The 13171-nt window shown below is 56.7% G+C and carries 12 protein-coding genes and 1 pseudogene; 12 read left to right on the plus strand and 1 reads right to left on the minus strand.

From position 1 onward, the window contains the following. Positions 1–254: 254 nt before the first annotated feature. Positions 255–758, minus strand: a complete 504-nt coding sequence (locus A6070_RS02285; protein WP_072286868.1) for a ferritin-like domain-containing protein — start codon at positions 756–758, stop codon at positions 255–257. 358 nt (positions 759–1116) lie between these two features. Here A6070_RS02285 and yihA point away from each other — a divergent pair, with 358 nt between their 5' ends. From yihA to A6070_RS02350, 12 genes and pseudogenes are all read left to right on the plus strand, one after another. After that, on the plus strand, positions 1117–1746 hold the full coding sequence (gene yihA, locus A6070_RS02290; RefSeq protein ID WP_072288103.1) for a ribosome biogenesis GTP-binding protein YihA/YsxC: 630 nt from the start codon (positions 1117–1119) through the stop codon (positions 1744–1746). Positions 1747–1749: 3 nt separating this feature from the next. Continuing rightward, the gene (gene cobC / locus A6070_RS02295) at positions 1750–2391 is read left to right on the plus strand and encodes an alpha-ribazole phosphatase (RefSeq protein WP_072286869.1); all 642 of its coding nucleotides are present in this window, start codon (positions 1750–1752) and stop codon (positions 2389–2391) included. 11 nt (positions 2392–2402) lie between these two features. Next, complete coding sequence (locus tag A6070_RS02300; RefSeq protein WP_072286870.1) at positions 2403–2798, plus strand: sirohydrochlorin chelatase; 396 nt, start codon at positions 2403–2405, stop codon at positions 2796–2798. A gap of 163 nt (positions 2799–2961) precedes the next feature. Further along, positions 2962–4173, plus strand: a complete 1212-nt coding sequence (gene cbiE / locus A6070_RS02305; protein ID WP_072288104.1) for a precorrin-6y C5,15-methyltransferase (decarboxylating) subunit CbiE — start codon at positions 2962–2964, stop codon at positions 4171–4173. 103 nt (positions 4174–4276) lie between these two features. Further along, positions 4277–5434, plus strand: coding sequence for a hypothetical protein (locus tag A6070_RS02310; RefSeq protein WP_072286871.1), 1158 nt, complete (start codon positions 4277–4279; stop codon positions 5432–5434). 218 nt (positions 5435–5652) lie between these two features. Then, complete coding sequence (locus A6070_RS02315) at positions 5653–6012, plus strand: hypothetical protein (protein WP_072286872.1); 360 nt, start codon at positions 5653–5655, stop codon at positions 6010–6012. A 32-nt stretch (positions 6013–6044) separates the two neighbouring features. Beyond that, complete coding sequence (locus A6070_RS02320) at positions 6045–6947, plus strand: ADP-ribose pyrophosphatase (protein WP_072286873.1); 903 nt, start codon at positions 6045–6047, stop codon at positions 6945–6947. Positions 6948–7025: 78 nt separating this feature from the next. Then, entirely contained in the window at positions 7026–7895 is an 870-nt protein-coding gene (locus tag A6070_RS02325; RefSeq protein ID WP_072286874.1) for a DMT family transporter, read from the plus strand. Positions 7896–8140: 245 nt separating this feature from the next. Next, positions 8141–10320 (plus strand): annotated as a pseudogene (locus A6070_RS02330) (ribonucleoside triphosphate reductase). Continuing rightward, positions 10283–11020, plus strand: coding sequence for an anaerobic ribonucleoside-triphosphate reductase activating protein (locus A6070_RS02340; RefSeq protein WP_236718903.1), 738 nt, complete (start codon positions 10283–10285; stop codon positions 11018–11020). Before A6070_RS02330 ends, A6070_RS02340 begins: the two are co-directional and overlap by 38 nt. A 465-nt stretch (positions 11021–11485) precedes the next feature. Continuing rightward, positions 11486–11986 carry a PAS domain-containing protein gene (locus tag A6070_RS02345; protein ID WP_072286878.1) on the plus strand — a complete coding sequence of 167 codons (501 nt, stop codon included), beginning with the start codon at positions 11486–11488 and terminating at the stop codon, positions 11984–11986. Continuing rightward, positions 11986–13149 (plus strand): SpoIIE family protein phosphatase, encoded by a 1164-nt coding sequence (locus A6070_RS02350; protein WP_083568942.1) that lies wholly within the window; start codon positions 11986–11988, stop codon positions 13147–13149. The genes A6070_RS02345 and A6070_RS02350 overlap by 1 nt, the downstream gene beginning before the upstream one ends. Positions 13150–13171 lie beyond the last annotated feature (22 nt).

The following is a 13171-nucleotide window of genomic DNA, read 5'->3' on the forward strand; positions in this document are numbered from 1 at the left end:
CACAAACACAAAAAACGCCGGCATTGCCACGGTCAGCTTTTTGCCAATTCGACGAGCGCCCTTTTTCCGGGGTTGCCTGGCGGCTCATTTACAGACCCGCTTTGGCGCGCCCTTCCCAATGGTGCCCGACGGATGGGAAGACAAGGCTTCTGGCATGAGACCGCGCAATGCCGGTTTTCGCTTTCAGGTGGTTGCAACCACCTGCTCTGCAACATTATTTTACCACAGAAAATCAATATTTTCTGTGGTAGGTTTTATTCCCGCACAAAGGTGTCGATGTCCGTTTCATGTACCATGCCCATCAGGTGTGCGTACTCGGATTCGATCATGAGATAATGCCGGCGGGTCGACTCGGCATTATCAAGGTAAATGTTACGGACTTCTTCATCGACGATTCTGTCAGCCTGCGCCCGCAGGTGTTTTTCCAGGGCCTGTTCCTTTTCCATCGCCAGTTCCATGGCTTTGCGTATGCGCAGGTCGCTGAGCAGGGCCTTTTCCTGCTGCAGCAGGTATTCCCGGTCATGTTTCAGGTTCTGCTCCATATATTCGTCAAAGGGCGGAAGGTCTGTCCCCTGATAGAGATTGTAGAAATGGCGGGCATGGTCCCGTTCCTCGCCGGCCAGCAATTCAAAAAGTTGTTTCGCCTGCGGGCGTTGCACCAGGCCGCCGGCCATACGATAAAAATTCATCGCATTTTTTTCGGTTTGCAGAGAATCCTTGATGGCTTCCTGAATTGCGGCATCGCTTAATTTGGGCATGGTTGCCTCCTTGTTGGGAACAAGGCTTTTTCGCTATGCTCATGCTTAACAATTATCCCAAATACCACAGTTGTCAACGGTTTCAGTGATGCTTGGGGCGGCGGGGCAGGCCGACGTGGACTTCCTTTGGCCTGACGGGTTATGCTGTCACAGCAGATTCGAGAGAGGCATGGCAGGCCAGGGGTATCCATTCGCCGTTGTCCGTAAAGTCCGAGTAGGGCGCGGTCCGACCCCTGCATTGCGTAATATGAGCTGTTTTTTAAAAGCTAATTGGCCGTTTTTGTTGTATTCACCCGGTTGTTGCGATATCGTTCGCAAGAGCCTTCGAACAGGTGTTCCAGTCAGGAGAAAAATGACGTTGCAGATTAAATCCGCCGAATTCATCAAGGGGGCTGCCCGACCCGAAGGCTATCCTTCGGACAATTTACCGGAAATTGCGTTTGCCGGCCGCAGCAATGTCGGGAAAAGCTCCCTGATCAATGTTCTTGTCAATCGCCGTGGGCTGGTAAGAACTTCCGCTACACCCGGCCGCACCCAGATGCTCAACTTCTTTTCCGTAAATGAGCAGTTCACCCTTGTCGACCTGCCCGGTTTCGGTTTTGCCAAGGTGCCTTTGGCCGTCAAGAAGGACTGGGGCATTATGGCTCGCACCTATCTGGAGAATCGCGCCAACCTCAAGGCGGTGATCCTGCTCTTCGATATCCGCCGTGTGCCCAGGGACGAGGAACTGCAGTTGCTCGACTGGCTGGAAGAGCTTGATATCCCCACCATACCGGTCATTACCAAGGTCGATAAGGTCAGCAGAAACCGTCGCGGCGCGCAGATGCGCCCGATACTCGAGGCCACCGGACTGCCGCAAGAGGCGTTTTCGTTTTTTTCCGCACTGACCCGCGAAGGTCGTGAGGATATCCTTCAACGGATTGAGGTGGCTCTTGCCTGCGCGGAGTCTGATGCTGAACTGCCCGCGGATTCCGGGGAAGAGGTTTGAGCCGTGGCGGACCGTGCCGGTGTCGACCGGAAATCAAGCACCAGCGGCTCCCGCACCCGTGTTTACCTGATACGGCACGGGCAGGTGGAGGGCCACGAAGAGCGGCGTTACAACGGACAGGACGATGTCGGCCTGACGCCGCTGGGGTGGGAGCAATACCGGGTTCTGCAGCAAAGACTTCGGGATCGCCCTCTGGCCGCGATTTTCAGCAGCGACCTGAGCCGTTGCCTGGACGGAGCCAGGCTGCTGGGACGAGCCCATGGCCTGGATCCCGTGCCACTACCGGCTTTGCGAGAACTGAACATCGGTCAATGGCAGGGTGTCACCTGGCAGGAATTGCAGCGGCGTTTTCCAGAGCAATGGGCTGCGAGGCTCGGGGATATCGTACATTACCGGGTTCCCGGGGGGGAAAGTCTGCTGGACCTTTCCCGGCGGGTGCTTCCGGCCATGCAGGCTGCGCTGGCCGCCCATGCCGGTGCCGAAATGGTGGTTGTCGCCCACGGGGCGGTCAACCGGGTGATTCTGCTCGATGCCCTGGACGCTCCGTTGCGATCCGCGTTTCGCCTTGAGCAGTCCTATGGATGCCTCAATATCATAGATTACTATGAAGGCGGCCGCTGTACTGTGCAATTGCTGAACGGCTGACGAGGGATTCGATGGCCAAATACCCTGCTGTTGTGATCGTAGGACATGGTTCACGCCGGCCCCAGGCTGCCGATGTTTTGCGAAAGGTTGCCATCCAGGTTCGCCAGCGGTTGTCTGGCGCCACCAGGGTCGATGTGGCATTTCTGGAGCACGGCAGCCCGAGTTTCTCGGCGGCATTGGCAAGCTGTTATGCCGCGGGTGAGCGAAGGTTGGTGATTATACCGTTTTTTTTGTTGCCTGGCATGCATGTTACCGCCGACCTTCCGGCGGCGATTGCTTCGGCGCGGCGCCGCTATCCCGAACTGCAGATTGTGCAGGCTGAATTTCTTGGCGGGCACCCCGCTCTCGGAGAGGTGGTGAGTACTTTGTTTCTGGAAGCCGCGGAAACTGCGCATTGGCTTGATTGACCCAGCGCACAGGGGGAGGCTGTCTGTTTTCCCGGCGTATTGCTCTGCTTGACGAAGACAAGTGCGATCGTTAGAGTAGTTTTCATCCGGAGTTTGCGGATGGATACCAGAGTAGCTTTTTCCAGCGAATGCTTCCGACTGTCGCAGGAAGAGAATGGCGGATATGAAAAAAATTTATGTCATCGGTGCCGGAGTTGAAGGGCAGGAGGGTTTCAGTCGCCGCGCTCTGGACATTATTGGACAGGCCCATGTTCTGTTTGGCCGCGCAAGACTGCTGTCGCTGTTCCCGGACTTTCCCGGCGAAAAGATCGATATCGATCAGGATTTTTCCGAAGTAGTCAATCGCCTCAAGACCTGCGAGGGGCCCGCAGTGGTGCTGGCATCGGGCGACCCGCTGTTTTTTGGTATCGGCCGGCAATTGCTGCGCAATTTTCGGGAAGATGAGTTGGAATTCGTGCCCAATGTCAGTTCCGTTCAGTATGCGTTTGCTAAACTAGGCTTGCCATGGGACGATGCGGTTTTTCTTTCCTGCAAGGGACATGAGCCCGAGGATGTGGCAGACCGCATTATTGCCAGTGACAAGGTTGCGCTTTTGACCGATGCCCGGAATACTCCCGCCGTTATCGCCCGTGAAATGCTGGAGCGGGGGCACGAAGGGTATGCCGCTTATCTTTGCGAAAACCTCGGCACCCCACAAGAACGTATCGTGCGCACCGATGTGGCCGGATTGCCGGCCGAGCCGGCCGCGCCTCTCAATGTGCTGGTGCTGGTAAAGCAATACGAAGCCCTCGCCGAAGCATCGCGGCCGGTGCTGGGCATTGCCGACGAAGCTTTCAGCGCCATCAAAAAGCAGATCACCCGGGAAGAGGTGCGGGCGGTAACCCTGGCCAAGCTGAGGCTTTGCCAGGATATGGTGTTGTGGGATATTGGCGCAGGTTCGGGTTCCGTAAGCATCGAGGCCGATCGCCTGATGCCTGATGGCAGAGTGTACGCCATTGAACAGAATGAACAGTATCAGCGGTTCATCCGGGAGAACCTGCGCAAATTTCATTCCCGGCATGTTACCGTTGTGGAAGGGGAAGCGCCTGGCTGCCTCGAACGGTTGCCGGATCCGGACCGCGTTTTCATTGGGGGATCGGGCGGCAGTCTGTGGGCGATCCTGAGCGTGGTGGATCAGCGCCTGGCGGCCGGCGGCCGGATCGTGGTGAACGCTATTACCCTGGACACCCTTGCTGCCGCCAGCGAGTTTCTGGAAAATGCCGGATACCGGGTCGAGGTGACCAGCGTCAACATTGCGCGCACTCGCCCGGCAACCGATTACAAGATGTTCGAGGCGTTCAACCCCGTGTTTGTTTTGGTGGCCGATAAGGAATAATTCTCCCGGCCGGGGATGTCGCGCGCGGCTGTGGCCGTTAAATTCCGGGACGGAGGACAGATAAGTCGGTTTTTTCAGATTCCGGATTCAAGGAGGATGGATTATGAACCCGCAGGATATGTTGGCTTTGCTGACCGGGCCGCAAGGCTTGCTGTTGCTAATTGGCGTCATGCTGCTGGTGCTGATCGGCTTGCTTTATCGCCGGACCGGCAAGCTGCTGGCCGCCATTTGTTCCGAGTTGTCCGCGGTTCGCGAGGCCATTCAGCAGCTTGCCGACCGTGCGGATGCAGCGCAGAGTGAGGTCCCGCTGCCGAGCATGCCTGTTCCGGAAGGAGAGCAGCGGGCTTATAAGGGTGAGCCATCCGAAATGGTTCCATCCGGCGTTGCCCCGATTCCTGATGAATTGCCGGCTTCCGTTGCGTCAAGTCTGGCTGGCGCCGTTCCGGAAACGAAGGATTTGGCGGATGCCGAGGGTTATTTTTCGGCAGACGTCGAAGAGATGGCCCCGCATAGTGTGACGGAAACCGCCGCGGAGCCGATGTCCGACGCCGAAGACCTTTTCGATGCAGGGACCGGAGCGGCTTCTGGGGAAGAAATGGGTGCCATTGGCATCGGTCCCGAATTTTCCGGGGAAAATGAAGAGGTTGCACCCGAGCCGCTGGTTGAGTCCGGGGCGGATGCTGAAGCGGATGCCGCGGAACCCTTCGAAAGTGCCGGGGTGTCTGAAGGTGCCTTCCAGTTTGTCGTGCCTGATGCCGGCGCAGTGGCAGATCTGGAACCCGCCGTCGAACCGGTGGCGTTCGCGGCAGGCGACCCGGAGTCGGCGTCCCGATTCGAGTTCAACGTTACCCATTCCGGAAGCGCATCCACGGATGCCGATGCGGTTGAAGCGGCCTTTGTCGAGCAAGCGGCCGGGATGCCGGATGAATTCGTCGACGATTCACCGCCGGACATGGCCGAGACTCGTGACAGCGAGGAGCCCGTTTTTGAGGAAGACATGGACGAGGACGATTCCCTTTCGAGGCAGGCGCCGAGTGTCGGACCGCTGGATGCTGGCGCCGAGGTGCCGCCTGAACCGGCCATGCCTTCGCCGGTTCCCGGTCAGGAGACTTGTCTGATTCCGTTGCCCGGCAACCCGGATCAACCCGAAGTGGGGGTGGCGCGTTGCAGTGCCTGTGGCCGTAAGATTGCCTACCCCATGCGGCTTTCCGGAAAGCGCATGCGCTGCCCCGCCTGCCGGTCTGTCGCGGTGCTGCCCTGACGCGTTCAAACCGCCGGCGGTCTGATGCTGTTTATGCGGAACCGCTGGTTCGGCTTCGGCAATCGCTTTGCGATGCAAGATCTTTTTAAATTGCTCCGGAACGGCTACGGCTGCTATTTATACCATGCATAAGGAGCAGGTTCGGTCCGTGATCGCCGTCCGGTCCGGTGTGCAAACTGTCCTGGAAATTTTTTCAAGTTACATCAGGGAGACATGACATGGAGATTGAAGTACGTATGTTTAGGTTCGATGACCAGGGAGATATGCATCCGGTCGACAAGGCGCGCTTCGACGCCGCCTGCGAGCATCTGGAACCTTTTGTTGAATTCAAGGGGCAATGTGTCAGATTGGCCGGAGCCCTGTTGGTCAGACAGCCGGATCAGACCCTTTTACTGCAGAATATTTATGGACAATATGTCCATTTCAATCAGGAAGGCTTTGTCGACGAGGAGAAACTCGCCGCGGCAACCCGCCATACCGATAAAGACCTGGGTCAGGATTACCATAATGAATTCATGTGGTTTCCCACTGAAACGGAAATTGAAAAAATCAAGGCGGCCGTTGGCGAGGTTCTTTAAGCCGTCCGGCGGGCCGATACTGGAGATCAGTCATGGATAAAAAACCGGGATGCAAAGAGGCCAGACCCTCTGTGTTCGCCTCCGGCGGCGACCCTGAAAGCCGGGATTGGCTGGCAGGAGATCTGCATGTTTATGTGGAGCCCTGGCGGGCTCGTTTCGAATGGCCGGATGGCTATCCGCGGCGGATCAAGGTTCCCGATGCGCTGGTAGATTGGGATGTCGATTATCCCGATTACGATCCGCCCTATTACGTTGCTCCCGAGGTGCTGGCCAACGACCGCACCCGAAAGGAGGGTGGCTGGGCCGATCCGGAAGACATCGCCATGGCCGAAGCTTTGCCAGTGCAGAGTTTCGAAGGGCCGATCCGATTCGATGCCAAGGGCCGGCCGCTCAATCCCCGAGGGCGTTCCGGAATCGCCGGGCGCGGCCTGCTTGGCAAGTGGGGCGTTAATTACGCCGCCGATCCCATCGTCACGCGCATCAACAAGCAGTTCGGCGACGTTGAAATGCTGGCGATTCAACGCAAGGATAACGGATTGTGGGCCATCCCCGGCGGTATGGTCGACGCTGGCGAAGAGGTGAGCCGCACGCTTGCCCGGGAATTGTCTGAAGAAACCGGCGTGAGTCTCGACATGAATCGTGGCAAGCTGATTTATCGCGGCTTTGTCGATGACCCCCGTTCCACCGACCACGCGTGGATCGAGACCACGGTTCGGCATCTGCATCTGAGTTCCGAGGATGCCGCGGATCTGGAGCCCCGCGCCGGCAGTGATGCCCGTTCGGTTTACTGGCTGCCTCTGACCGAGAAGAGCCTCCAGAAATTGTATGCAGGGCACGGTTACTTCGTCGTTTCCGCCCTGGCGCAGTTACTTCGCGACGAACCGGAGGCTTTGCCGAAAAAAATGCTGGCTGTCCTGCGGTCCTATTACAAATAAATTCCGCCATAGGCCGAGAGGGGTGGCGGCGTCCGTCTTTCCCGGCCGTTTTTTCCCGTCCGGCAAAAGGGGCAAGGCATGACCCCGTGGTTTTTCAAAGCGCTGCTGGCCCTTGTATTGATAGGGTTGCAGCGCTTTTTCTACAAGGTGGCGGCGGAACGCGGCTGCAATACCGCGCTGACCAGCCTGGTTTTTATGGCGACGGTGGCGGTGGTCAGCTGGTCACAGTTTTTGTGCGGGGCGGACCGGGGAGATCCGCGCCTTTCCATGGTGCTTTGGGGATTGGTCAATGGCGTGGCGTTTCTGGCCAGTGCGGCGCTGACCATTGAAGCGTTGCGGCGGATCCCGGCTGTTGTCGGGTATTCGATCACGCGCCTCAGCACGGTATTCGCAACCCTGTTTTCGGTGTTTTTCTTTCAGGACCGGCTCTGGCCGCGGCAGTGGTGCGGCATTTTGCTGGCCATTGCCGTACTGCTGCTGTTTGCTCGCCGGTCAGCGGCAGGCTCCCCGGCGGAGGAGGTTGCGGGCCGATACCGGTGCGGGGTGGCTCTGGCGCTGCTTGCCATGGTGGCCGGGACCGTGGCCACCGTTTCCAGTAAATTTGCCGCCCTGCACGCGGATAAGTGGGGATTTATGGCAATCGCCTATAGCTTCAGTGCCGCGGCCGCGGGTTTGTGGCGATACCGCCAGTGGCAAAATGTCTCGTCAGCGGCGCTGAAGGCGCCAGTAATTATCGGCATAATCATGGGGGGGCTGAATCTGATTGGCTTTTACCTGTTCCTTTGGGCGCTGGAGACCGGCCCGCTGGCCGTTATCGCGCCGCTGGTCGGTTTGCATTTCACCATAGCGGTTCTGCTTTCAGCGGTTCTGTATCGTGAGCGGCTCGATTTCCGGGGGGGGCTTGGAATCCTTCTGGCGGTGGCCGCAGTTCTGTTGATGAAAGCCTGAGTCCTGTTTCCGCCGTTTTTTTGCTCCTGTTTTGGTTTGCCTGTTTTTTTAGGGTGTTTCACCTGGTCAGGGGTTTTTCCCCACGGTCTTATCCACTTTTTATCCACATCCTTTCCAGTTCATATGCACAATATATAGGGCAGTATGCGCAGTTTTTCCCCTAGATATTGTGCTGTTTTGCCTTGACAGCAAGGCATGCTGTGCTACATTCAGACTCGTCAAATCGACCGTGGAGGAATGCAGGCATGATCGAATATATTCGCAAAAGAGATGGCCGGCTGGTGCCGTTTGAGCAGGATAAGATCTCGTTGGCCATTCAGAAAGCCGTGCGGGCCGTGAACGGTACCGATATGGACAAGGCTGGCAAGATCGCCCGTGAAGTCGGCGGCATTCTGGAGGTCATCTACAAGGATGACAGGGTTCCGACCGTTGAAAATGTCCAGGACCTGGTGGAGAAGATCCTTATTGAAAAAGGCCACGCCAAAACCGCCAAGGCCTACATCCTTTACCGTAAACAGCGCGAATCGCTGCGTCAGACCAAAGAGTTCATTCAGGAGTCCATCGAGGCCATCGATTCCTATCTCACCCAGGAGGACTGGCGGGTCAACGAAAACGCCAACATGGGCTATTCTCTGCAGGGGCTCAACAATCACATCGCCGCCAATATCACCAGCAACTACTGGTTGAACAAAGTCTACCCCCGCGAAATCGCCGATGCGCATCGCAATGCCGATTTTCACGTTCACGATCTTGGTACCCTGTCGGTGTACTGCTGCGGCTGGGATCTGCGCGATCTTCTGCTACGCGGGTTCAGCGGCGCCTACGGCAAGATCGAGAGCGGACCGCCGCGCCATTTCCGTACAGCCCTCGGTCAGGTTGTCAACTTCTTCTACACCCTGCAGGGCGAAGCGGCCGGTGCCCAGGCGTTCGCCAACTTCGATACCTTGCTGGCACCTTTTATCCGGTACGACAAACTGACCTATCGCGAGGTCAAGCAATCGGTTCAGGAATTTATCTTCAACATGAACGTGCCGACCCGGGTCGGTTTCCAGACGCCTTTTACCAACATCACCCTCGATATGATCGCGCCGCGCAATCTCGCCGAGGAAGCGGTGGTGTGCGGCGGCCGGCTGATGGATGATCGCTATGGCGATTTTCAGGAGGAAATGGATCTGTTCAATCGCGCCTTCTGCGAGGTGATGATGAGCGGCGACCATGCCGGCAGGATTTTTTCCTTTCCGATTCCGACCTACAACATCACCAGCGACATCGACTGGGAAAGTCCCCGGTTCCAGGCCATCTGGGAGATGACCGCCAAGTACGGCATCCCTTATTTCAGCAATTTCATCAATTCGGATATGGACCCGGAAGATGCCCGCTCCATGTGCTGCCGGCTGCGCCTCGACAATCGGGAGCTGCGCCGCCGTGGCGGCGGATTGTTCGGTTCCAATCCCCTGACCGGATCGGTCGGCGTGGTGACCCTCAATCTGCCGCGCGCCGCCTATCTGGCGGACGGCAAAGAGGCCTTTTTCGCGCGCATCTCCGAGTTGATGCGCCTGGCCTACCAGTCCATGGAAATCAAGCGCAAGCAGCTTGAACGCCTGACGGAGGAAGGCCTGTACCCCTACAGCCGCTTTTATCTGTCCGGAATCCGGGAGCGTATGGGCCAGTACTGGGCCAACCATTTTTCCACCATCGGCCTGATCGGCATGAACGAAGCCGCCCTCAACCTTATCGGTCAGGGCATTGAAACGCCTTCCGGCAAGGCTCTGGCGGTGGAGACACTTAACTTCATGCGCCTGCAACTGGAGGCGTTCCAGGAAGAATCGGGACATCTGTACAATCTTGAAGCCACTCCGGCCGAAGGCACCAGCTTTCGTCTGGCCAGTCAGGATCGCAAGCGCTATCCGGAGATTATCACCGCCGGCACCGATGAGCCTTATTACACCAATTCCACGCAGCTGCCGGTTGGCAGCACCGAGGATATTTTTCAGGCACTGAATCACCAGGATGCACTGCAGACCCTGTACACCGGCGGCACGGTGTTTCACGGATTTCTCGGTGAACGGTTGGAAAACTGGGAAAGCGCCCGGTTGCTGGTGCAGCGCATCGCCAACAATTTTCATCTGCCCTATTTCACCATCAGTCCGACCTTCACTATTTGCCCGGTGCATGGCTATATTCCGGGCGAGCATTTCAGCTGTCCCCATCACCAGGACGGCGGTGCGGCCTGAGACCGGCTTGTTTGAAACGACTTCCTTAATCATGGAGACTGGACATGGCAACCAAGTGTGATGCAAAAACCGAAGTCTATTCGAGAGTTTGCGGATTTTTCCGGCCCGTTCAGCAATGGAACCGCGGCAAAAAGGAGGAATTCAAGGACCGCCGTGAATTTGTCCTTGAAAAAACCCCCGGAAAAGGCTGATCTCAATGGGAATCAAAGGCTTCCAGGGAACCAGCCTGCTGGATTTTCCCGGCCGCATCGCTTCTCTGGTGTTTGTGGGGGGTGCAATCTGAGCTGTCCCTTTTGCCACAACCCCGCTCTGGTAAAGGCACCGGAGAGTCTGCCTGACTACCCGCTGGAGCCGTTGTTTGAAGAATTGAAACAGCGGCGCTCCTTCATCGATGGCGTGGTTATCTCAGGAGGCGAGCCAACCCTGTATCCCGGATTGTCCGACCTGATGCGCGGCATCAAGGATCTGGGGCTGCTGGTCAAGCTCGACACCAACGGGTTGCGTCCCGATGTCGTCGCCGGGGTGCTGGAGCAGGGGTTGGCGGATATGGTAGCTCTGGACCTCAAGACGTCCCCCGAGCGCTACGGCGAACTGCACTGCGCACCGGTGGACGGCAGCCCATTGCGGGAGAGCGTCGCCTTGCTGTTGCGCGATTCCGTTGCTTGCGAGTTTCGCACGACCTGTGTGCCCGGCCTGGTGCAGGAGGCTGACATCCATGTCCTGGGCACCCTGCTGCAGGGTGCCGGAAGTTGGGTGCTGCAGCAGTTCGTGCCGCACTACTGCATGGACGACGGCTATCGGGCCATCGAGCCCTATCCGGCTTCTTTTCTGGAGCATTTTGCCGAACTGGCGCGCCGTTACGTTCCCTGTGTGATGTTGCGAGGCGTCTGACCCTGGCAGGTCCGTCGCGCCGGGTCAGGATATGTTGTCGAGATGGTCCGGCCGGGCCATTTCCGATGCAAAAACCTGTTGCTCAGCTGCCTGTGGCTATGGCGACTGTCGTTCGAATCCCTTCCAAATCTTCCCACCTGATGTTTTTCTCTTTCTCTGGATACAGCGTAGTTTTCATATGGAAAACGAGCAATTTTTCGTTGTGGCAAGGAAATCAAGGGGTTGCGCGGAGGCGTACATCGGTACGCCGCACAAGCAAGCCTGCGGATTGACGCCGCCATGGCGGAAAAGGGCCGTTTCCGGATGAAAACTAGTTAGCAGCGGAGGTCTCCGATGTGGCTTCCTCATTATTTTTCGTGATGTTTACGGTAGGAATTCCCAAATAGAGTGGTTCTGTGATATGTTGGCTTCTCGTTTGCCGGCCGTCCTTTTTATTCAAAACGGAACAGAAAACAAAGGTGCGCGATGATTAACAGGACTCTTTGGAAAAAGCTTTGGGAATATGATCCTAACAGCCTGGTCGTTATGGATCATGACTCCATGATGATTAAAATCGTAAATCCCTCTTTCTGTGACATCGTCAAAACCGGTGAAGCAGACGTGCTTGGCAAGCACGCTTCAGCCTTTTTTGATGACCTGAGTGATTTTCAGGAAGCCTGGGATAAAAACAGCGTCATCCGCAAGGAAAAAAAGTTCCAGCGCTACGGAACCTATATGCGACTGGTTATTTTTCCCATGAAGGATGAAGGCGTGGTGGCCTGCATCCTGGTCGATTTGACCTGCGAGCACCATCAGCGCGAAGAGATGCGCCGCATCAAGGAGGAACTGCTCCTGAATGTCAACAAGGTCATTGACAAGCAGATGCATATCGCACAGCAGATTGCGGGCCTGCTTGGAGAAACAACGGCTGAGGCAAAGGTCAGCTTGATCAAAATCCGCAACGCGCTGAATGAGGAGATCAAGTAGTGAAATGCCTGTTGGATGTTTATCATAAAAGCCTGAACATGGTGGGGGAAGAACTCTGCGGCGACCAGGTTCGCGTGATCAATTCCGGAAACAAGACCCGTGCGGTGCTGTGCGACGGTCTTGGCCACGGAGTCAAAGCCAACATTCTGGCCACCCTTTCCTCTGAAATCATCATTAACCTGCTGCGTGAAGATGTCCCCCTGCCGGAGGTTTTTGAAACCGTTATTGGCACGTTGCCCGTGGACAAGGAACTGAACCTGGCCTATGCCACCAGCACCATGATCGAAATCGATCGTTCCGATCTGACCTACAAGGTTTACAACTTCGACAATCCTCCGATTCTTTTTTATCGCAAACGTAAACTCGAATTTTTGCCATTTCGCCAGATTCTCCTGATGGACAGGAATGTTCAATATTCAGAAGGAGCCCTGGAACGCGGCGATCTGCTGATCACCATGAGCGACGGTATGCTCCAGGCCGGCATCGGTGGCGTGCTCAATCCCAATTGGGATGTAAATCGTCTCGGGGCATACGTTGAGGAATTATTCCAGTATCTTCCTGTCAACCTTCGCCTGCTGGTTGACAAAACCGTCGCTCATGTCAACCAGCTTTATGACAGGAAACCGGCGGATGACGCTTCCCTGCTCGGACTGCTTGTGCGGGCGAAGCAGGGTGTCATGCTTTTCACCGGTCCGCCCGTCAATCCCGACCAGGATCGCAGTTTGTCCCAGCGCATTTTGAAATTTGAGGGGACGCGCATTGTCTGCGGCGGGACAACCGGCAACATTGTTGCCAGGGAAAGCGGTCACAGCGGCGCTATCGACCCGGATACGGCTCGACTGGATGTCCCTCCGATGAGCAGTTTGCCGGGGATCGATATCCTGACGGAGGGGATATTGACTCTCTCGTCGGTACTTGAGTGGATTGAAGCCACGCATGGCAATCCGAACCTGCTGCCGACAAAAGACAAGAATGGTGCGGTCCTGGTCGCCGAAGCCTTGCTCGATGCCGATGAAATTACTCTGGTGGTTGGCTTGAAGGTCAACCCCGCCTACCAGAACCCGGACCTCCCCCTGAGTATGTCCATTCGCAAAAACCTCATGGAAAAAATCGCTGACCGGCTTGCGGAGCTGGGCAAGGTGGTTTCGATCGAGTTTCATTGATCGATGGACTCGCAGCCGGCTG

Origin of the sequence: Syntrophotalea acetylenica (assembly GCF_001888165.1) — a bacterium.
GTDB classification, from domain to species: Bacteria; Desulfobacterota; Desulfuromonadia; order Desulfuromonadales; family Syntrophotaleaceae; genus Syntrophotalea; species Syntrophotalea acetylenica.